The sequence below is a fragment of the uncultured Helicobacter sp. genome, from assembly GCF_937906905.1.
Lineage (GTDB): Bacteria > Campylobacterota > Campylobacteria > Campylobacterales > Helicobacteraceae > Helicobacter_B.
In genome coordinates, this window is record NZ_CALERY010000020.1 from 17,701 (window position 1) to 37,672 (window position 19,972).

Annotated in this window: 29 protein-coding genes; all 29 read right to left on the minus strand. The window is 40.4% G+C overall.

The annotated features are described in order from the left end of the window. Positions 1-9 precede the first annotated feature (9 nt). The 29 genes from Q0171_RS04610 to Q0171_RS04750 all read right to left on the minus strand — a co-directional run bounded on the left by Q0171_RS04610 (position 10) and on the right by Q0171_RS04750 (position 19,656). Positions 10-1,008, minus strand: a complete 999-nt coding sequence (locus tag Q0171_RS04610) for a major capsid family protein (RefSeq protein ID WP_299327261.1) — start codon at positions 1,006-1,008, stop codon at positions 10-12. Positions 1,009-1,018: 10 nt separating this feature from the next. Next, a complete protein-coding gene (locus Q0171_RS04615) occupies positions 1,019-1,507 on the minus strand; it encodes a hypothetical protein (protein WP_299327263.1) in 489 nt (162 codons plus the stop codon). A 10-nt stretch (positions 1,508-1,517) separates the two neighbouring features. After that, complete coding sequence (locus Q0171_RS04620) at positions 1,518-2,753, minus strand: DUF2213 domain-containing protein (RefSeq protein WP_299327265.1); 1,236 nt, start codon at positions 2,751-2,753, stop codon at positions 1,518-1,520. 81 nt (positions 2,754-2,834) lie between these two features. Beyond that, positions 2,835-3,692 carry a phage minor head protein gene (locus tag Q0171_RS04625; RefSeq protein ID WP_299327267.1) on the minus strand — a complete coding sequence of 286 codons (858 nt, stop codon included), beginning with the start codon at positions 3,690-3,692 and terminating at the stop codon, positions 2,835-2,837. Between the two features lie 13 nt (positions 3,693-3,705). Next, positions 3,706-5,160 (minus strand): DUF1073 domain-containing protein, encoded by a 1,455-nt coding sequence (locus tag Q0171_RS04630; protein WP_299327269.1) that lies wholly within the window; start codon positions 5,158-5,160, stop codon positions 3,706-3,708. Next, the gene (locus Q0171_RS04635) at positions 5,157-6,413 is read right to left on the minus strand and encodes a PBSX family phage terminase large subunit (RefSeq protein ID WP_299327271.1); all 1,257 of its coding nucleotides are present in this window, start codon (positions 6,411-6,413) and stop codon (positions 5,157-5,159) included. The genes Q0171_RS04630 and Q0171_RS04635 overlap by 4 nt, the downstream gene beginning before the upstream one ends. Next, the gene (locus tag Q0171_RS04640) at positions 6,410-6,991 is read right to left on the minus strand and encodes a hypothetical protein (protein WP_299327285.1); all 582 of its coding nucleotides are present in this window, start codon (positions 6,989-6,991) and stop codon (positions 6,410-6,412) included. Before Q0171_RS04640 ends, Q0171_RS04635 begins: the two co-directional genes overlap by 4 nt. Positions 6,992-6,999: 8 nt before the next feature. Then, a complete protein-coding gene (locus Q0171_RS04645) occupies positions 7,000-7,674 on the minus strand; it encodes a KilA-N domain-containing protein (protein ID WP_299327287.1) in 675 nt (224 codons plus the stop codon). 177 nt (positions 7,675-7,851) lie between these two features. Then, on the minus strand, positions 7,852-8,808 hold the full coding sequence (locus Q0171_RS04650; protein WP_299327288.1) for an N-6 DNA methylase: 957 nt from the start codon (positions 8,806-8,808) through the stop codon (positions 7,852-7,854). 155 nt (positions 8,809-8,963) lie between these two features. Beyond that, a complete protein-coding gene (locus tag Q0171_RS04655; protein ID WP_299327289.1) occupies positions 8,964-9,314 on the minus strand; it encodes a hypothetical protein in 351 nt (116 codons plus the stop codon). An 11-nt stretch (positions 9,315-9,325) separates the two neighbouring features. Continuing rightward, the gene (locus Q0171_RS04660) at positions 9,326-10,006 is read right to left on the minus strand and encodes a hypothetical protein (protein ID WP_299327290.1); all 681 of its coding nucleotides are present in this window, start codon (positions 10,004-10,006) and stop codon (positions 9,326-9,328) included. Further along, positions 10,003-10,185 carry a hypothetical protein gene (locus Q0171_RS04665; RefSeq protein ID WP_299327292.1) on the minus strand — a complete coding sequence of 61 codons (183 nt, stop codon included), beginning with the start codon at positions 10,183-10,185 and terminating at the stop codon, positions 10,003-10,005. The genes Q0171_RS04660 and Q0171_RS04665 overlap by 4 nt, the downstream gene beginning before the upstream one ends. Positions 10,186-10,197: 12 nt before the next feature. Beyond that, positions 10,198-11,193, minus strand: coding sequence for a hypothetical protein (locus Q0171_RS04670; protein WP_299327294.1), 996 nt, complete (start codon positions 11,191-11,193; stop codon positions 10,198-10,200). Then, positions 11,156-11,575: a VRR-NUC domain-containing protein gene (locus Q0171_RS04675; RefSeq protein ID WP_299327296.1), complete on the minus strand. Its 420-nt coding sequence runs from the start codon at positions 11,573-11,575 to the stop codon at positions 11,156-11,158. Before Q0171_RS04675 ends, Q0171_RS04670 begins: the two co-directional genes overlap by 38 nt. Beyond that, positions 11,563-11,802, minus strand: a complete 240-nt coding sequence (locus tag Q0171_RS04680; protein ID WP_299327306.1) for a DUF3310 domain-containing protein — start codon at positions 11,800-11,802, stop codon at positions 11,563-11,565. Before Q0171_RS04680 ends, Q0171_RS04675 begins: the two co-directional genes overlap by 13 nt. Next, the gene (locus tag Q0171_RS04685) at positions 11,799-12,143 is read right to left on the minus strand and encodes a hypothetical protein (RefSeq protein WP_299327308.1); all 345 of its coding nucleotides are present in this window, start codon (positions 12,141-12,143) and stop codon (positions 11,799-11,801) included. Before Q0171_RS04685 ends, Q0171_RS04680 begins: the two co-directional genes overlap by 4 nt. A gap of 503 nt (positions 12,144-12,646) precedes the next feature. Further along, the gene (locus Q0171_RS04690) at positions 12,647-12,862 is read right to left on the minus strand and encodes a hypothetical protein (RefSeq protein WP_299327309.1); all 216 of its coding nucleotides are present in this window, start codon (positions 12,860-12,862) and stop codon (positions 12,647-12,649) included. A 58-nt stretch (positions 12,863-12,920) separates the two neighbouring features. Continuing rightward, entirely contained in the window at positions 12,921-13,478 is a 558-nt protein-coding gene (locus Q0171_RS04695) for a hypothetical protein (RefSeq protein ID WP_299327310.1), read from the minus strand. Beyond that, positions 13,465-13,728, minus strand: coding sequence for a hypothetical protein (locus Q0171_RS04700; protein WP_299327311.1), 264 nt, complete (start codon positions 13,726-13,728; stop codon positions 13,465-13,467). The genes Q0171_RS04695 and Q0171_RS04700 overlap by 14 nt, the downstream gene beginning before the upstream one ends. Then, positions 13,725-14,369, minus strand: a complete 645-nt coding sequence (locus Q0171_RS04705) for a hypothetical protein (RefSeq protein WP_299327312.1) — start codon at positions 14,367-14,369, stop codon at positions 13,725-13,727. The genes Q0171_RS04700 and Q0171_RS04705 overlap by 4 nt, the downstream gene beginning before the upstream one ends. After that, complete coding sequence (locus Q0171_RS04710) at positions 14,360-14,632, minus strand: hypothetical protein (protein ID WP_299327313.1); 273 nt, start codon at positions 14,630-14,632, stop codon at positions 14,360-14,362. Before Q0171_RS04710 ends, Q0171_RS04705 begins: the two co-directional genes overlap by 10 nt. Further along, positions 14,613-15,056 (minus strand): single-stranded DNA-binding protein, encoded by a 444-nt coding sequence (ssb, locus tag Q0171_RS04715; protein ID WP_299327314.1) that lies wholly within the window; start codon positions 15,054-15,056, stop codon positions 14,613-14,615. The genes Q0171_RS04710 and ssb overlap by 20 nt, the downstream gene beginning before the upstream one ends. 3 nt (positions 15,057-15,059) lie before the next feature. Further along, positions 15,060-15,266 (minus strand): hypothetical protein, encoded by a 207-nt coding sequence (locus Q0171_RS04720; RefSeq protein WP_299327315.1) that lies wholly within the window; start codon positions 15,264-15,266, stop codon positions 15,060-15,062. Beyond that, positions 15,263-16,000: a PD-(D/E)XK nuclease family protein gene (locus Q0171_RS04725; RefSeq protein ID WP_299327316.1), complete on the minus strand. Its 738-nt coding sequence runs from the start codon at positions 15,998-16,000 to the stop codon at positions 15,263-15,265. The genes Q0171_RS04720 and Q0171_RS04725 overlap by 4 nt, the downstream gene beginning before the upstream one ends. Next, positions 16,000-16,632: an ERF family protein gene (locus tag Q0171_RS04730; protein WP_299327317.1), complete on the minus strand. Its 633-nt coding sequence runs from the start codon at positions 16,630-16,632 to the stop codon at positions 16,000-16,002. Before Q0171_RS04730 ends, Q0171_RS04725 begins: the two co-directional genes overlap by 1 nt. 19 nt (positions 16,633-16,651) lie before the next feature. Then, entirely contained in the window at positions 16,652-16,888 is a 237-nt protein-coding gene (locus Q0171_RS04735; protein ID WP_299327318.1) for a hypothetical protein, read from the minus strand. A 60-nt stretch (positions 16,889-16,948) separates the two neighbouring features. Further along, on the minus strand, positions 16,949-18,193 hold the full coding sequence (locus Q0171_RS04740; protein WP_299327319.1) for a hypothetical protein: 1,245 nt from the start codon (positions 18,191-18,193) through the stop codon (positions 16,949-16,951). Further along, complete coding sequence (locus tag Q0171_RS04745) at positions 18,190-18,813, minus strand: KilA-N domain-containing protein (protein WP_299327320.1); 624 nt, start codon at positions 18,811-18,813, stop codon at positions 18,190-18,192. The genes Q0171_RS04740 and Q0171_RS04745 overlap by 4 nt, the downstream gene beginning before the upstream one ends. 180 nt (positions 18,814-18,993) lie before the next feature. After that, positions 18,994-19,656 (minus strand): KilA-N domain-containing protein, encoded by a 663-nt coding sequence (locus tag Q0171_RS04750; RefSeq protein WP_299327321.1) that lies wholly within the window; start codon positions 19,654-19,656, stop codon positions 18,994-18,996. Between the last annotated feature and the right edge of the window lie 316 nt (positions 19,657-19,972).

Sequence of the window (19,972 nt, forward strand, 5' to 3'; positions counted from 1 at the left end):
TAAGCCCCCTTAAATGTTAGTGTATCGCACAATGTAAGCTGGTTTATAAATAACCGCGCCTGTTGTGCCTGCGCTTACCTTTTGTTGCTTATAGGTAGTTCCTAGCACCACATTGCTCATTCTGCCAATCTCGCTATACCCTAGAGTAGTTGTATCACTAAGCCCGCCTTGTGAGTTTTCTAGAATAAAGTAGATAACATCTTGGCTAGCGTTTGCGCTATTAAGCTCCATTGCTGGCGTGATTGTAATCTCTACACCTAGCTTTTCAAACTTGTCAATAAGCGCGCTAACTGCATCCACACCCAAGTCTGTGAATTTAAGCGCAAGGGCGTCAAAAGCGTTGCTAGCTATTACTACACGCAATTTGCTACCGCGTTGAATGTTGTTGCCTGTTTGCTCGCGCAATTTAGCAATAGCTTTAGCAAAGAATGCCACGCATTCTTGGTAAGTCATCTCGCTGAATTTTTTGTCGCTGTTTTCATAGTTTGCTAGACTTGGGCTGTTAAGCAAGCCATGCACTAGGAAACTATTGTTGTTATTAACAAAGCCATTAAATGCTACGCGGTTAAGCTCTACTGCAATAGCTTCTAGGCTAGCTTCTAGGTAGTAGTTTTCGCCTACATTTGCGCTTGCTAGTTGCATTGCTTCACGCTCGCCAATGTTGTAGCTTGTGCTGAAAACATAATGCCCTGTTCTGCCAAAAGTTACATTTAGCCCACTTGCTAGAGAGTCGTCATAGTCGCTATATGCTTCTACGCTCCCTGTTTTTTCTACAAGTGGCAAGTAGTAGTCTTGTTGCTCCCAGTCTAGTAGCTTTTTGCGTCCGCCTAGGGCTTCATCTCCGCTTCTATAAGCTAGAATTGTTTCGGCTACTTCTACGCTTACCTGTGAGAGCACGCCTGCTGGCATACCGATATTGTTTGGTGTGAAGTTTGGCGTTGCGTCTGCCACTCTTAAATACCCTAGCTTGTTAAGCTCCATTACTCTTTTGCTGTCTAAGAATTTCATTGTGTCCCCCTTACTCGCTGATGATTGCGATAATGTCAAAGCCTGTTGCTGTATTAACCGCAGAGCCTGTGCCAACTGCTACCCTAAAACCTGTGTAGGTGTGGTTCTCTTTTGTGTTGGCGTCATCAAAAGCAAGCGTGCCATTATCATTTTTTAGGAATACATACTGCCCTACTTTAGCTGGCGATTTAGTTTCGATATATACCACGCCTTTAGTGAGATATGTAACTAAATCGTTAGGCGCGTAAATGGCAGTGTTTTTAGTTGCGCTGACATAATGGTCTTTAATCGCTACGCCTAGGATTTTGTGGTCAATAGCGTTGCCACTTGCACCTCTTACAATGCCGTCGTTATCTGTGGCTTGCACAAAGCACCCCACGCATACAGTATCGTCTTTAGCTGTGCCATGAAATAGCACTGAATAGCTATGCAAGCCCTTAGCGATTTGCCCAGCTACGCCTACGCCCATTGGATTAACTTTGTTAGGAATGTTAGTCATTGTGTCCCCCTTATTTGTGTTTTGCGATTAAGCTATCTAGCTTGCTAAACATTTGCGCGCTAGAGTCGCTCACCTTTGCTCTTGTAACACTAGCCTTGCTTGCGCTTGCCATTGTGAATGCAGTTTTAGAATCTAGCCCATCTTGTAGCTTTTGCTTTGTTAGGGCTTCATAGCCAAACTTATACAAGTCGCTAACGCTTTTGCCTTGATAATCAAAGCTAGTTCCTAGGGCTTTGCTAACTTCTGCATAAGTGTCTTGCACGCGCTTAGATTCTTTAAACATTGAATCTTTTAGCTTAGCGATTTTAGCGTCGGCTACTTTTTCGATAATCTCCACCAAGTCTTGCGCGGTAATGTTTCCGCCCTCGGTGCTTAGCTCTGCCACTTCATCGTCTTGCGCTTCTTGCTCGCTATCTTCTTGCTCGCTCTCTACTTCATTATCTTGCGCTTCGGCTTCTACTGAATCGCTATCGCCTTGCGGTTGTGAGAGCTTATCTAGCAAGCCAGCCACTGCGTTGAATCGCTCATCATCGCTTAGCTCGCTATTACTTACCACGCTTAGAATCTCTTTTACTAGCTCGCCTTTGTCAAAGTCTGCTAGCTCCGCCACTTCGCCTTGTGATTCTGCTTCGGTGTCTGCGAATCGTTTTAGCAATTCTGCCACTGAATCTTTGAAAGTCTTTTTCATTGTGTCCCCCTTTGTTAAGTTTGGTTTGTTGTCTTGGATTCTTAGGTCGCTACCACTGCGCCCCGTCTCCACTACTGCTAAATGATTTACACTTAGCAAATCTTGCTTATAGGTAAAAGGCTCACCATTGTATGCCCCGCTAGCTTCGATTAACTTAGCTTCGTATGCTGGGCTTAATTCTACAATCTCGCCACTCTCTATAAGCTTAATAAGCTTGGGATTGTAAATAACTAAATCCGCTTTTAAATATGGTTCATCTGCTCCCACTTCGCCTATAATTGCGCCATCTGCTTCCATAGCTTCGCCATCTTTGCCTACCCATTTGTGTGTAAGTTTAATCGGCTTGCCTTTGAAATAATCCTTTTTAGCTTCTAAGTCTTTAAAGGTTCTGCAAACTTTAACAATTTCATTAGGTGGTAATTGTGGATTAACTTCACTGCCTAGATAATCAAACACACCAGCTTTGGCTATGGGATTATCTTTAATAATTAAGAAGCCGTTTTCATCTTTGCTTCTGTGTGAAGTTAAAGCGTGGTTGTCCTGTAAGCGTATAGTCATTATGCAATCCCCTACCTATTGCGAGAGAAAAAAGGAGGTCAAAAAGAGCTCCCCTCCGCCTAAAAGTATAGCTAAAATTATTTACTTTTGCAATATCTCGTAATAATCTCCGCTTGTGGAGTCTTTTATAAGCTTTAATTCTTGGTTTGGTAGTAGCTGAATTGGCACGGCTACACACCTACAATTTACACGCTGGGCAGGGTGTCCTTTGTTGGCATATGAGTCTATAACCGCGCTTGGCGTATCGTATGCGTAAATCCGCCCATCTAATTGCCTATGCCCGCCTGCGCCTGTGCTTACTCGCTCATCTTGGCTAGTTAGCCATTGGTAGTAAGTAAAGCCTAAATCTTTAGCGCGTGCGTTGCTAAAAGCTTCTATCGCCTTAGCGGTTTGGTCTCGCGCTATTGTCTTTGCTCTGCGCGTGCTTATTTTTCCTATTTGATTTGCTAGCTTATTTATAGCACCGCTATCAAAGTTTGCCACTGCGTTGTAGAGTGCGCTTTGGTATCTCTCTATAATCTCGCGCGGTATGCTTTTAATAAGTGCGATATTTTCTAAATATTGCGCTTGCATTACTTGCTTTGTTTGGGGCGTTACACCCTTAAGCTTAAAATGCTCGCTTTGGCTATTATAGTTTGCTTCTACATACTTGCCTATGCTTTTGCTCTGCTTGCTTGCGTAATCTTTGGCAAACTCTCTAGCGGTAGCTTCCCACTGCTCTGTAAGGCTATTAAACTTAATCCTTAGGGCTGTGCTTATATTGTTAATCTCGCCACGATTGAATTTGTTAAATTGCGCTAGGGTGAAATACTTCACGCTTTTATTAACTCGCTTTGTGAATGCCCTTAAGTCTTTGCTAGCTTGTCTCTCTAATGCGCTACTATGTTTAATCGGCTTTAGCGTGGTGGGCTTTACTTTAGGCTTGCTTTTTTTAGGCATAGGGAATTATTCCTTAGTTTTCTTGTGTAAGCTCGCTATTATTCCCATTTTCTAGCAAGTCGGCTTCTAAATCTAAGTCTAAATCATCGCTTGCGGTGTCGCCTTGTATATCTGCGCCTAGGTAGCCTTTAGCTTTTAGCTCTTGCAATGCTTCATCTTGCGTAATAATGCCAGCGGATATAAGCTTAGTGTAAAAGTCGGCTTCTGTGTTTTTAACTTGCGCTAATTCTAGCTCGTTTAACTTCTCTAGCGGTTTGAATGTGAATGTAGCCTTTAAGCCTTGCTCTGCGCGCTCGTTTAGTAGTAGCCTTAGCGTATGCTCGATTAAAGGCTTAATTGTGGATTCTTGGTAGCCTTTGATAATATCGTAAAAGCTTGCTATATCATACTGACCACTATTGTTTAGCCCTGTTGGAGTCTGCCCAAATAGCTTATTTATAGGTATCCGCGCACTGCTTGCTATGCTCTCCTGTGCCTGCGCGTATATTTTGTCAAGCCCACTTAAAGGGGTTATGCTCTGCTCAAAGTTCTCGGTGTCGGTGAGTAGTAGCGTGCTGAAATTGTTAATCCCCATATTTATAAGCTCCACGCGTTGCTTTAGGGTGTCTTTATCCATACTTATAAGGCTTGGGGTGCGGATTATATTTGTGCGGAATCGTAAAAATATATCCGCTAATGCTTGGCGCATACCATCTGCGCTCTTTACTTTGTCTTGCATAAACTGCGCTAGGGATATGCCTAAAAAATTAAACATAGGTTTTATAAGGTTTGGCGTATCAAAAAATACTAGCGGATATAATCTACTAGAATCTACACTGCCAGCCCCTTGAATGTGCCATGCGCTAGGTCGCATATAATCTTTACTTGTGGGGTTGCTTAAATCTACACTTGCTGGGCTTGCTTGCCACGCTTCTATAACCTTTATAAATTGAATCTTGTTAATGCTAGTTTCTTTGCTTAGGATTAAGGGCTTGCTTAAGTCTTGCTCTCCGCTATAAGCAAAGTATAAAAAGCTCCCACCATATATAAGGCTCTTGCGTAAGGCTTGCGCTAGCGTGCTTTGAAAATCTAGCTCATTAAGGCGCGATTCTAACCACTCTCGCACTGCTTCTGTGTCGGCTTCGGTATCCGCACTTACTTCTATCTCTCCCCACTGCGCTATGCTCTCGCGTGTAATTGTCTCTATCGCGTTGCTTATAATATCATCGCTTGCCAGCATTGCTAGCTGTTGATATGGTATGCGCTTTAAAATAAATTTTGTGTATTGCGTAAGGCTATTATTTACACTTAGGTTTGCCACTTCGTTCTGCCAATGGTCGCGTATTTGCGCTTCTAGGTGTGAATCTTGTATGCGCGTTAGTGGCTCGGCGTGTATAGGCTGGCTTTGCGCTTGTTGCTTTGAAAAGCTAAATAGTGCGCGGATATTGTCTGTAAAGCGTGCTTTGCTTGAGCTTGGGTAATGTTTCATAGTGTTAAAGCTTCCTTTATTTTGCTAAAGTCTAATGCGTTATTATACAAAAAATTTAAGGCTTGGCTGGTGCTATCTATCATATCATCATGCTCATGCTTGCCGTCTGCCCTAAATTGTTTTAACTCGCGGATATAATCGCTTACCCAAAAGTTAAAGGGGTCGGTTGCGTTTTGTGGTAGCTTTAGCCTATCGATATAGGGGAGCATATCATTTACTACGCGCGAGAGTTTATCTGCCTTTGGCGTAATAGGCTTAACTTGCAAATGAGTGAGCCTTTGTAGCTCTTGTATCACATTTAAGCCATTTGCCTTTGCTTCTACTAGAATAATGTTAGCGTGCCTTTGTGTGAGTGTATGCGTGAGATTATAAATCTCTTGTATCTTTGTGTTAAGCGTGTGCCAATCCCACTGCCCACGCGCTAGGTGTATAATGTGGCAATCCTTGCTATCCTTTACCTTGCCAAATGCTCCTATAACACTATAATCCGCGCTTGTCTTTGTGCTGGTGGCGGTGTCTATGCTTAGGCAAATATAGCTATATTGTGGGCGCGTGTCATAGTAGCCTATGCGGTCGGTATCTATCACTTGCATATCGTTATAATCGTTAGTCTCGCCCTCCCATATATGCAAGTAAATAGGGCGCGGTAGTGTGTTAAAGTCTTTTAGCCTATCCCTATCTAGCACCTTAGGGAAAAAGGGGTTATCGCTATAATTTACCTTTACCGCCACGCTGTAATCATTATCTGCGCCTAGTATGTATTGCGTGTAAATGTAATCATCGCTCTTTTGCGGATTAAGGCTTATAATGATTTGTGAGTTCTCTGCGCGTATGCTTGGGATTAACACTTGCATTGTCTCGGCTTGTATATCGTGGGCTTCATCAAACCAAAAGTAGCGGACATTATCTGCGCTTCTTAGGTTGTCGATTGTTCGCTCGCTCACGGCTTCAAATATAGCTTCACTACCATTGCTAAAGAGTATCCGCTCGGCTGATATTTGCACCACATAATCCATTAAGCCACTTTCACGCAAAAGCCTTTTAACTAAGCTATGCGTTGAATTTGCCTTGCTTTTATCTATTTTGCGGACTATGTAAAAGCGGATTCTACTTTGTAGGCATTTTAAAATAGCAAAGTAGCTAAGTGTAACACTTTTGCCACCGCCACGCCCCCCATAGTATGTAATAACCCTTTGCTTTGAATAATCGCCTTTAAAGAGCGGTTCAAACTTGTGGGGGATTGTGAGCTTCACTTTTTAAACTCTATTTGTATATCTATCGGCTTTAAGTCTTGTTTCTTGTCCTTTGTGCCTATGTTAAACTGCTGGGCTATGGTAGGCATTTTTGGTATAACGCCAAGCGTATCATTTACATTGCCCATTGCCTTGCTTATGTTAGCTATGTCTTGGCTAGTAATATCGGCTTGTTGCAGTATCTCGCTACTACGCTTGATTATAAGCGCGGATATAGCTTGAAAGCCTTTAGCAAATTGCGGATTCTTTTCTCTCACAATCTCTATAACTTCGTTCGCTAGATTGACTGCGTTCTGTTGCGCTGTAATAAGCTCGGTATCGCTCATTCCGCCATTTTCTCCATTTTGTTGATTTAATTCTGCATTGTAGCAAATTTCGTTAAATGCGTTAAGCCCCTGTGTTAGGTGGCTTATAGCCTCTTTTGCGTGTTGATTTACCTGTATATTATTAGCTTTAAAATATCGGCATAATGTAGCTGGGTCTATCTTGTAGATTCTAGCTAGCTCTCTAAGCCCATATTGTCCTGTTTGATACTTAAGTGCCATTGTCTTAATGTGTTTATGTAAAGGCTTTGCCATTGCTTACCTTATTGCGCTTCGTAAAATGGGATTATCTGTTTTCTAAATGCTTCTCTATCCATATCATACTTGCTGGCATATACATCGCAGGCAAACACTAAGCCATGATAAGCATTGTTAAGTGTTTTGGCAAAGTCGGCTATATTTGTCTGTAGCTCATCTCTTAGCTTTAGTTGCTCTTGGGTGGCATTATTCCAAGTATCTACACCAAAATGCTCGCGTATGTTTTTGCTAAGTGTTTTAATCGACTGCTGAAATTTTGCCTTTTGCGTTGTGTATGCGTAAAGGCTTCCGCACATTTTTACATAGCTATCCCCGCTTTTGATTCTGTTCTGTATTAGATAATCCCAAAGCCACTTATATACTTGCACTTCAAATTTTGGGTTAAAGTGTGTAAGCATTTTAATGGCAAAAAATGGGTGTATCCAGCCACTATTTGCCTTTGTGCTTTTAATGTATGGGTTAGTTCCTACCTCTTTCTCTAACTCGGCTAAAAATTCTTTTACATTTTGACTATTCATATAGTCTTTTAGAGATAACTCTGGCAAGCCATTTTCTAGTCTGTAAAGCTTGCCTATCGCCTCTATATCCCATAATCTCATAAAGCCATCTTTGGTTCTCTGCCTAACTATGCGCCCGCATAGCTTCCTATCGATTGACTCCATTACTTGATTTGTTTTCATTGTATCGCCTTTTTATTAAAAATAACACGAGATAATATCATATCGTTAAAATTTTGTCAATATACTATCGTTATTTTTTAACATTTTAAACGATTCTTTTTGTAATTATATAATGTAAGTAAAATTACACATATTCTCACATTTTTTAAAATATGCCACTTTTTCACAATAAAAGCCTTATTTTATATCCTTTAATGCTTGTGTGATTATAGCATTTGCTCTCTCTAGGTATTCCCTATAATATGCTGGCTGGCGTATATCTATTTTACTCATTACCCTGTATATCTTTATTGTAGTCTCTATGTTTTGCAAGCTAGATTCTAGCACTTCCCTTGCGTGTGCGTTAAACTCTGCTTCTATCTCAGCTTCGCTCTTGTGTTCTTGCTCTTGTGGCTTGACTGCTAGAGAATTTACACTTAGGCAATAGCTCTCGCTTGCTAGTATGTCATGGCGGTTAATCTCTTGCGTGTAATTGTCTTGCGTGTTGTGTGCGGTGAATGTATCTTTGGTGCGATTCTTTTTAAGCACCATTAGCGTTGTCTCTACCTTTGTATCATCAAAGTGTTTGTCTGCTGGGATACTCTCTAGGTGTTCGATTAAGTTCTTTTCTAGTAGATACTTGCGGAATAAGGCTTCTTTGTTGCCACGATATAGTAAGCCATTGCTAGAGATTAAAACTAGCGTGCCATTGTCTGCTAGGGCTTTAATGTTTGCAAGCACAAAGCTAGAATCTAGTGTGTTTGCTAGCTGGTAGGGATATATGCCACCATACTTGCTAGTCATCTCTATACCATTGCCTTTGATACTAAAGGGATAATTGCCTACTATGTGCGTGAATCGTTTATCACCAAAAGGCTCGGCAAATATGCTTGCTACTCTAAAATCGCCCTTTTGATTCTCTCGCGTGTATTCCACAAACTCGCTCTCTATATCACACCCAAACTTTGCTATATCATCGCTAAAAGGCTCTAGCAAGCCACCGCCACCTACGCATAAATCTACTATCTCTGTTATAGGCTGGTCGGTGTATGCTTCTAGGCGTTCCTTTACCTTTTGCGCTAAGTCTTGGTTAGTGTGAAATATGCCTTGCTTGCGATATTGGTCGCGCTTCTTTTGTATGCTAAAGTGTGCCATTAAACTTCCTTCTCATCTTTTTTGTTTCTCTGGCATTTTTGGGAATCTAGGCTCATCTGTGTATGTATAATCTGGCGAGTTCATAAAATTATATATAATTATAAGTATAAAACAAGCAATTGAAACAAGGAAAATTGCTACTATTAAAAATGTTCCTATTCCGCACATTTTGTCTCCTTGCTTTTCAAATATTGTTTATAAGCCTTTATCTCTTTGCGGTGTTTTATAAGGTAGAGATACAAAACTTTTATCCGCCGCCTACTATCATACTCTAAAGCCGATAGGATTAGGGTGATAGGAAAACACACCAAAAAGCACACGCAGGATAATAATTTCAATACACAATCCTTTACATCAAACAATGGTGAAAAAATATGCCTTAGATTATTTTTCACACTCACTTTTAGTATAGCTTTTTGATAATGCTCTATCCTATACTCACCAAGCTCATCGGTTTCACCTAATGCTTCTGCAAAGTCTCTAATTGTGGATTCTTTTAGCTTCATTGTTGCTCTCCTTACTCATTAAAGCTAATAAACTTCAAAGTCTTAATTCTTGAGCCATAAATCTGCTTGCAAAACAAAATATGAGAGAATATCACAGGAGAATATCCTGTGTCATTCTTACACTTAATAGGATATCTTTTAAAAGCCGTAGCAATGGTAAATACTAGTGTTATAGCGTAAGGCGCAGTAAATTGCTTAAGGGCAGATATTACTTTTAAAATCTCCAACCCGCTACTAAGCACCCCGTCTAAAATAACTATATGCAACTTAATAGGAATGCTTTCCTTGCCAAGCTTTTTCTTATAAATTTTTATAATACTTTTTAACATAGCTTTAGGTATCTCAACTGAGCTTGAGGCAAGTATTGGATATGAAACCTCTCCATTTCCTTTTCCTTTGCCACCAAACTCTTTTAAACCTAAAGCCTTAACTACATCATATCCATTAGGCTCAATGTGGCAAAAGAAAACATCTTCTGTTTCTTTAAAGCATTTTGAAAGCTTGTTTTTTAAAGATTTAATAGAAGTTTTAAATCTTTTTTTATCCACACGCAACATCTCTTTTGAGGATTTATACGGCTCTCCTACAAAACCTTTTGTAGTGTATCGTCTTGCGAAAGAGTCAAAAAACCAACTTTGATGGCTTATAGTTTTAAACTTTATATTCTCAAGCCTTGTATTATTTATTTTCATTTGCTCTCCTTTATATAAGATTCTATCGCGTAATAATAGCGTTGCTTGCCCTTTGGCACTTGCTTTAAGTCGTTGGCGTATGCTTCCCTTTGCTCTTGTGTAAGGCTTGCTATATGCTCGCGGATAATGTCGTATGCTTGCATTGAATCTTTAAAATTGTTGTAGCTTATCTCGGTCATATCCACCCCCCCTTATCTGTATCTTTTAGCTCTGCTTTGCCTTACATGCTTGGCAATATCGCGCTTATTATGTCGCTTGCGCGCTTCCTCTGTGTAGCCACCATTATCTAGCGTGGTTGCGCTTGCAAAGCTCCAGCCGTTGCGTATGCGGTTACAGAATTGTTTCTCTGTAATGCCATTTTCTTGTAGTAAATCTTGGAGCGTGGCTCTGCGCCTATAAAAGGTCTTACCCTCGTATTCTGCTAGTATTTGCTTATTAGACTTTTTTACAGGTTTTCTTAGCTCATGCGCCCTATGTGGATACATCTCTAAGAATCTATCGCTATCTCTATTTGCTGGTGGCGTGGTGCTGGCTTTCTCTACACTCCACCCTCTGTGAAGTCGCGCTATAAATGTATTATATTGTATGCCATGCGTGGCTAGCTTGTTTTGTATATGATTATCTGCACCAAAAACTTTTATAGTTTGCGCTTGCCTATTTCTCACTAATGCATTGGTATGCTTACCTTGTTTGTTTGTAGTAAAAAATAGCCTTAAATGCTTGCGCCTTACAAATAAGTCTTTGCGGTTCATATGGCATTCTACACCCCAGCGATTTACACTTTTAACATACTCTGTTTTATACTCTATCCCTAGAGATTCTGCCTTTTTTACTGCGCGTTGCTTAAAATGCTTAAGCGCGTCTCGCTTGCGTTTTACTACACTCATTTTGCAAGTCTTAGATTTATCTAGGAGCGATTTTGCGTTTTCCCAATCCTTTGTGTCTGCTACTTGCTCCCAATACTCGCTTAGATTTACCCACTCGTTTTGCTCTGCTTGCTTGCGTTCGTTTGCTTCTTTGATACTAGCTTCTAGGCTTTGCGTTATCTCTAGCGTTTCGTTTGTTTCGCTATCGGCTTGTATGCTATCGTAACGCTTTGCTAGCCTTTGCTCTTTGTCTTTTTCGTGTAAATAATAGTTATTTTTGCGCCTATCGTATTCTATCGTGTGAGCTTGTATTGCTTCCATTATTTGTTCCTTTAATATAAGATTCTATCGCGTTAATCGCTTGCTCTGCGCCATAGCACACACAGGCGTAATAGCCTGCTTGCCTAAGATACTCTAGCCACTGCTTTTGCTCTGGGCTTACCTGTGGCTTTGCGTATCCTTTGCGGATTGGTCGCTTTAGCTCGATAAAAAGCCCCGCGTATCCTTGCGAGATGTGTGGCAAAAATATATCTGGCACGCCTTTACGCATACCTGCTAGCTTTGCCCTATGCGCTTGTATAGCGTTTTTGAATCGCTCTCCTGCGGTGCTAGCGTGCATAAATGCTAGAAATGGGTAGCGTTTTTCATTGTATCGCGCCCATTGAAACACTTTGCACTGCTCTTGGTGTTCTATGTGTTGCATTGCGATTCCTTTTTCTCTAAGTGCGAGATAAGTCGCTCTAAATACCACTGCGCTTTTTTGCAGTCTTGCACACCGCCCTTTGCTTCGTATCGCCATAGATACTTGATAACATTTGCCACGCACACCGCTTCTATGCCTTGTTTGCCTATGGTGGCAGATTCTAAGGCTTCGATACACTCCACTTTGCCAGCTTTGTAGTGTGGTGGGTTGATTGCGTCTTGTTTCATTTGCTTGACCCCCTATCGTAAAATATGCCTAATGCTTGCTTGATTGACTCTAGCTCTGCTTGGCAGTCTTTGCTTGCTTGGGCAGGCGTTGTGATTGTCTGGTAGCGTGTGATAATGCGCTCTTTTACTTCCTTAGCCTGCTTTTTATAAGCTTCTGTATCTAGCTTTTGCTTCTCTAGGGCTTTGTTCTGCACATCTAAAAGCGTGCTTGCGTTTGCTAGCTCTGCCTTAAGTCTAGCATTCTCTTTGCCTAGGTTGTGATTCCACACACTAAGGGTAGAGATGAAACCTATAAGCGTGATAAATGCCACCGCTACGACTATAATCACTGCTTTACTCATCTGCTAACTCCTTTTTTGTATTTAGTAATATGATTAACTAGCAATGTATTGCTTATCTAGCTTTTGTATAGTCTTATACAACGCCTCTCTATCATCTTGCGCGCATTGGCTAAAATCAAAGTAGCGATACACTGCGCCCCTATTGTATAGCTCCTTAATAACGCTAATAGCTTCTTTTGAATCTCTAGCGTTTCTTAAAGCTCTTAGTAAAAGCACACATGTTTTATCGCTATATCTAAACCTAACATCAAAGCACAGATTGCTATTGTAAATCACTCTTTCCATACTACACCCTTTCTAAAATATACTTAACTAAAACCGCCACTATAATAACCGCCACCAGCGCATATCCTAAGGCTCTCATGCGCTTGCCTTTATACTGCCTGCTACCTGTTTCATGGTTACCCTTTTGCATAGTTTCAAAAGCTTTTTTGCTTTTGTTGGTGTAATTATATATAAAATTTTTTAAATCTAGCTTAATTATTTTTATTTATATATAAAAATTATTTACCTATGCAAAAAGATAAGTCCGCTTCTAGTAGTTCGGTGTATTGCAGAATCTCTGCCACGCGCTGGGCTGTGCTTTGATTATCTCTAGGGTATGGCTTTGCTGGCATTTGTATATCGCACTTAGTGGGGATATACACCGCTTCTTTTTTAGTGGCACATGCTTGTAAGGCTAGAATCGAGCCTATGCCTAAAACTAATCGCCCCAGCATATAAACATCCCTAAAAGCATAATGGCTAGAATCGTGGCTATCTGCATTGGCTCTAGGCTCATTTGCGCGCCTTTGTGTAGTCTGCTTTATACCACTTAGCCTTTGCCTGCTCGCTAGTATCCTTAACCCACTTGCCTATACGCTCATCATATTTGCCTGTGCGCGATTCTATCTCCCTAAATGTCTCGCCTAGCGCCTTAAAAGTATCATAGCCTGCTTTATCTATCATTGTAATGGCGTTTGATATAATGTTTAAAAGTTCTATATCTAAGTTAAATATTGCGCTTGATTTGTGTGGCTTCTCGCTTTTCATGAGCTTTAGGCATAGCTGGATATTGCCTATCGACTTAATTAAGTGGTGAAGTCCTGCGTGCTTGCTTACTAAATCGCGCTGGCTAGAATAATCGCTAATCGCATTAAAGCAGAAAATGCAAATATCACAAAGCGCGTCTATCCGCTCGCCTTGATTCTGCGCCCTGGTATATTCTAGGGTCTCTTCTAAGAGATTGCTAACTAAGCCCTTAAGCTGTGATTCCCTGCTTAACCTACGCTCTGCGCTCCATTGCCTTGCTTGCTTTAAATAATACTTTACGATTTGCTCTTTAGTCTTTTCCATGTAAAAATCCTTTTATTTTAGAATAAATTTTGTCCAAGCCATGCTCTGTATTATAAAACCTATATTGGCTAGTTTCAAGCGCTGTGATGTATGCTCGCGCCCATTTGTCTAGCTGGCTTGTCTCTATCTCTGTGTATAGCGCGCACCCTATGCGCTTATTATTAAATTCCACGCCGTGCTTTTTGCCAAACTTTCTAAATGTCTCCCTCTCTGCTGGGTTCTTTAAAATATCTGCCAATATTATTTTCATGCTATGCCTTTAAGTTTCTCTAGTATGCGCTGGTGAGATTTTGCTTGCCTGTTATTCCCTGTATCTATAAGCAATTTGGCTCGCTCTTTATATTTAGCTAGCGATTGGCTAGTGGTTATTACTTTATTTGAGCGCGTCTCTAGCTTAATCTTGTAGGCTCGCATTGTATTTATGACTACCTGCCTATCTAATTGGCTGGGCAGAATATCTTTTAGAATAATCTCGCCTGATTTTAGCTTTAATTCTTGCGTGCGCCTTTGTTGCTTATAAAGAAACCTAAAATTAACCCTGCGCACTGGCTGGCTTATATCTGTATATTTGTTTAAAATATCCCTTGTTTTTATGTATGCGCTACCTAAAGGCGTTTCTGTGTCTATCGTTCTCCACCGCCACCATGAGTTTTCTTGCGCGTGCTGTTTAAATATATGCGCGAATCTTTGTAGCTCTTTATAAGTGCATACCCTAGGCTTGTGTGATGTGTTTTCTAACCGCCTGCCTATTTTCCTTTTGCCACGATTGACTAAAAATTGATTTATAGCTGTTACTTCATCTGCGCCAAAAATATCGCGTATAAGAAACTCGCCTTTATATATATCCTGCGTTTCGTTTAATGTTATTTGATTAACTAACTCTAGCACCATCGCATTCCCTTTGCTTCTCCGCTTATGCGGATTATTTCGCTGTTAATATACATTTCCGCCTGCTTGTTTGCCAGCGCATAGCCACCTGATAAAATCTCGCTATCCTTGCCTAAAATATCGCGCTGGATATTCCACCCTACCATTCCATTTTTTAGCGTGTGCTTGTAGGTTATGGTGTGGTCTTGTGTTTTGTGTAGCGTGATTGTTTTATCTCTGTCGCGCCTTAACTTAATAAGGCGGATTTTAAAATGGGATTGAGTCATCGTCTGTGCCCCATTGTGTTGGCGCGCTTTGGCTTACTTGCCTTTGATTATAGCTTTGCGTCTGGCTAGCTTGCCTTGCCTGATTGTTTGGCTGGCTAGAATTTGCCTTATCTACAAAATCGAATTTCTCTATAATAATCGTATGCTTGCTTCTGCTCTCTCCGCTTTGTGTTTGCCAGCTCTCTAGGTTTAGCTTGCCCTCGATTAAAATCCTGCTACCCTTGTGAAAGTATTGCTGTAATATCTCCGCGCCCCTATCAAACGCCACGCATTCTATAAACATAGCTTTGTCTTTTTTCTCGCCATTCTGTGCGGTGTATCGCTCATTATGCGCTAGATTTATTTTAGCGATTGCCTTGCCTTGCTGTGTGTGTTTTACTTCCACTTCCTTAGTAAGTGTGCCTAGTATGATTACTTTATTCATGTTTTAACCTTTGTTTTGATTTAGCTCTTGTAGCTTTAAAATGCCTAGGCGCATGAGTAGGATTTTTTTAGCACTGCGCCCGCCTTTGTTCTGCATTTGATAAAGCGAGTCCCGCGATACACAAAGAGAGTGCGCTAGCACTTCATATTTTGGTAGCTTGGGGATATTACTTAAATCATCACGCTCGCGGTAGTCTATTTTAGATTTCATTTATCTCCTTTGTGTTGGTTTGATTCTGCTTCTAGTAGCTCGCTTAAAACCCATTGTGGCGGGTTATAGCTACTAGATTCTACATACACGCCTTTTTCTGCTATGTTATTAAGCTCGCAATAATTGCGGTGCGCTTTATCTAAAAGGGCTTCGCATTCTGCTAGTAAATCGTAATAGCATAGCTCTTTAGTAAAAATAGCATTTGCTTGCGGATTAAAAAAAACTAGCTTGGCTTGCTCGACTTGCGCTAGCTCCATATACAAAAACATTTGTAGCTGGTAGCCATAGTCAAAAATCTTTTTATCTAGCCTATCGTTTTGCTGGCTTATTTTTAAATCGCTTACAAAAATGCCATTAAGTGAATCTAAATGCCCTACTATCTCGCCAAAATGCTTTACTTTACCCTGTAACTCTAGCTCGAATTTATCTGCCTTGAAAATAGAGTGCAGAGCTTGCATTGTAGATTCTGGCGTGCTAGATATAGCTTCCCAATCTTTAGCCAAGCATGGTAGGCGGTCGCTTGCTAAAGAGCTATCCCTAGCCTCCTGCGCTTGCTTTGTTCTGTAACTATCCGCTTGTATAATATCCACGCTATCTGGCACGACCTTTGTATCATGCCTTAGTATGTGCGCGTGATATAAGCTACCTTGTAGCATTAGCGGGCTTGTTTCCTGTGGGATTAAAAGCTTTTCTATTGGCTGGGTTGCCAGCCTTACTATCTCTGTAACTCGCATTAGCCTAGCTCCACACTGCTTGCCATAAATGCGCCAGCTTCTGCGATTAAGGCTTTAGGGTCGGCTAGTAGCTCATTTAGTGCTTCGGTATCCGCGCTAGTAACGCCTTTGGCTTGCATAAAAGCTTTAATATCTGCCATGCCTAAACCTGCGCCCTTTAGAATATCTGCTACTTTGCTAGCTGGCGTGCTTTGCGCCTTGCTTTGCTGGATTTTAGGCTCGCCTTGGCTATTGTCTTGGCTGTCAATGTCTTTGTTGTCATCTAAAAGAAACAAACCGCCTAGCGCGTATTTGCGGGCGTAACTGCTTGCGCTCCCTGTGATTTGCGCTTCATCCATTCCCTTTTTTGTTAGGGCCTCGCGAGCGTATGCGCTTACTGCTATACAATCGCCTGCGTTGTTTATAATGCTAGCGGTTGCTTTGATATAGACTCTATCCGCTACTTGCTCGATTGAATCTGTAATAAACACACTCACTTCATACTTTGCCAAGTAAGGCTTAAGGGCTTCGTATATAGATTCTACATTGCGATATGTGAATCCGCCAAAATTGTTTTTTAGATTCTTAGGCGCATTAAGCTCCCTTTGAATCGCGCTTAGTGTTTGGTTAATGTTTAGCTTAGTGTTTTCCATTTCTTATCTCCTTTTGCTTTTAGTTGTCAAGCACATAATGGCTTGCTACATCACGCGCACGCTCTCTAGCTTTGTATGCGTATTCCTCTGCATAAAGCTCATTTAGCTTTTGCTCCATTTCACGCTCTCTTTGCTTTTTTAGGTTATCAAGCATTAACTTAAGCGTGCTGACTTCCATTTTTAGGCTAGCGTTTTCAATGCTTAGCTTAATGTTTTGCTCGATTGTCTCTAGCGCAACTTTTGTATTTGATTCCATTTCTTAGCTCCTTTTGCTTTAGATATTTGTAATTATATATAATGATTTATAAAACAAAGCTTAAATTTTATAATTATTTATAAAAAAGTCTAGCTGATTCTTTGCATGAAATCTAAAAGTAACCTCACAATCGCGCTCATCGCGCAAAGTAACTTCTATCACATAGCCTGCCTTATTGTTTGCTTTGCCTAACCCAAGCCCTATAATCGTGTGCATTTTAGCACCTGCGTAAAGCTTCTGCCCCTTATAAGACCTTAAAATGGCTGGCTGGCTGGCTAGCTGGTCGTGTGTGAATTCTATGCTTGGCTCTGGTAGCTCGCTCATGGCACGCTTCCATACTTGCTCGGGCGTTATTTCAATCTCTCGCGCTGGGGAGTTAAATTGTGCCAGCTCGCTCTCTAAGTCGTCATTGTATCGCTCACTATCTAGCCATGTGCTGGCAAATGGGATTTTATCAATGGGAGTGCTTTTGTGCTTTAAAAGCGTTTTAAAGCGTTTTAATTGCTCTTGTAGCGTGTTTATATTAACTCCACGCCCCAAAGCGTTTAAAAAGGCTTCTACGGCTTTTATTTCATTGCTCTTGCGTGGGTATAAGCCCCAAAACTCATTAAAGGCAGATTCTTGCTCGCTATCGTAAGGCTTGCCTAGCTGTGCGCAGAATCTAGCGTAAGATGTCTGCTTAGCAATGTTTATATGACTTGGCGGGCGTTTTAGCTCTTTAGGCATAGCTGGCTCTGCTTGTAAGCTAGGATTGGCGTTAGCTCTTAAAGGCAAAGCGTTAGCGAAATCCACCCCCCCACCCTCGCGTGCGCTCGCGTGCGCGTTATAGTGTGTTTTTGTATTTGTGTTTTTATTCTCTTTGTTATTATATATATCCCTCCCCTTTGGGCTAGGGTTAAAGGTAGCCTTTTGGAGGGGGTTAATACTCTCCCTTTGGCTAGGGTTATCTATGCTGGCAGGGATATCCCTCCCCTTTGGGCTAGGGTTGGAGAGAATCCCTAAAATAGCCTGCATGTTAATATTGTAGTATTGCTTAGGTGGCAACCCTACAAAATCCTTTTTGATTAAAATGCCTTTGTCTATTAGATTTTTCATAGCAGAGCGGACTGCTTTTTCACCCAATGCGGTGTCGTAGCATAAATTATCTATTGTGTAGAAAAAATCCGCCCCGTTTGTGAAGTTTCTTTTATCTACCAAAAAGCTTAAAATCATGCTTTCATTTGCGCCTAATGCTCGATTTAGCGCTTTGTTTAGAATAACAAAACTCGACTGCCCTAAAACATTGTAAAGTAAAGTATCGCTCATTGTGTATCCTTTGTGTCTTTGTATTTTGCTTTATAAATGCCTAGCCTTATTGCTTCTTTGTTATTATTTAGCACATCTGCAAGCAAGGCTATATTCTCGTGGATTCTATCCCTTAGCTTTAGTTGCTCTTGCGTGGCGTTTTGCCAATCAGTAATGCCACATTCTGCCTGTATGAGCTTGCATAGCTTTTGTATGTTTTTAACATAGTCGGTTTTATTTGCTCTTACAAATAATGCCCCGCACATTCTCTTAAAGCTATCTCCACTATCGTTTCTATACATAAGCAATTTATCAAAAATCCACTCATATACTTCAAGCTTAAGCTTTGGGTTAAGCCACAAAGCCATATCTATAAATAGCAGAGGATGCACCCATAAGTGTTGCCCGCGACCTCGCTTGAATATTCTTGTTTCACCATACTTTTGCTTTAAGTCTTTTTCAAACTCTTTGGTGCTTACAAGATGATTATACTCTTCGAGGGTTTTGCTCTTAAGCTCATTAGCCACCCTCCACTTATTACCTACTCTAAATAAATCAGTGGCACTAAAAAACTCGCTTTTGCTTTTTTGCGATATAAAATCACCTAAAAGCTCCCTTTGCATTATAACTTCGGTCTGCATTTTAACTCCCTTATTATTTTGTAAAATTAAATGCCCTATAATTATAGGGTGTTTATCTTAATAAAAAATAAATCTTATTAAGATTATGTTCCTTTTAAACACGCTACCTAGTTTTTAAGCTTATTTACTAGCCATACTTGCCCTTTTGCTCCATTAGGTGATTTAATTTTGCTGTATCGCTCATTGTGTATCCTTTGTGTTTGGTGTGTTATTTTTGAGATTAGCTTCTAAAAACTCTATTCTTATATCTTTGCCTATTCTGTTGCAAATAATCTCTAAATCATTACAAAACTTTAAAGCTACCATTACGCTATCTTGGTATTTTTTTCTAAAAAATAGCTGTATTTGCGTTGCTTCGTTCCACTCTTTATCCCCAAGCTCTACAATAGCTCTTATATGATTAGCTATCCTTGGCATATAAATAGCCATTTTTGTGGGGTGGATATTACCAACGCATGATGCTAATTCCTTATACCCTTCACCGCTTAAATCTCTATACTCACATAGTTTGTCCTCTACCCATTTTAAAGCTTGATATTTAAAATTTTTATTGCAATACATGGCAAGTTCGATTAAAAGCAGTGGGTGTGCGTATGTGCCACCATTTTTGCCCCTTTTTGCCTTATGCACTATTGCTATGTTTTCATTATCTTGTATAGCCTTTATAAGATTGAGAGTGTCCTCCCTTTGCATAAAGTTATCTAAACGCTTTGTGTCCTCTTTCCTTTGAATATTATATGCGTTGGCTACTTTTAGAAAATCATTAAGGCAAAAAAACTTTGTGTCGTGTTCTTGCCTAATGTTAAAGCCTAAAAAATCTCTCACCATTATTTGTTGGTTCATTTTTACTGCTCCCTGCTTGTTTTTAAATCCCTTAAAATTTAGGTATTTTACAATGCCCTGTTTTATGGGGTTCTGTATATTTTAGCATATTTTTATAAATACTAGAATAAATATTTTATTAGTAAATAATTGTTTGTTGGCTACAATAAAAAAATATAAATGTGTAAAGTATTGTAGTTTTTTATATATTTAGGACAGGTCGCAAGCTATGATATGTCTGCAGGAGACCCGTCCGCTAAGGATACATATTAAACACGCTACCTAGTTTTTAAGCTTATTTGCTAGCCATACTTGCCCTTTTGGCGTGATTGTAGTT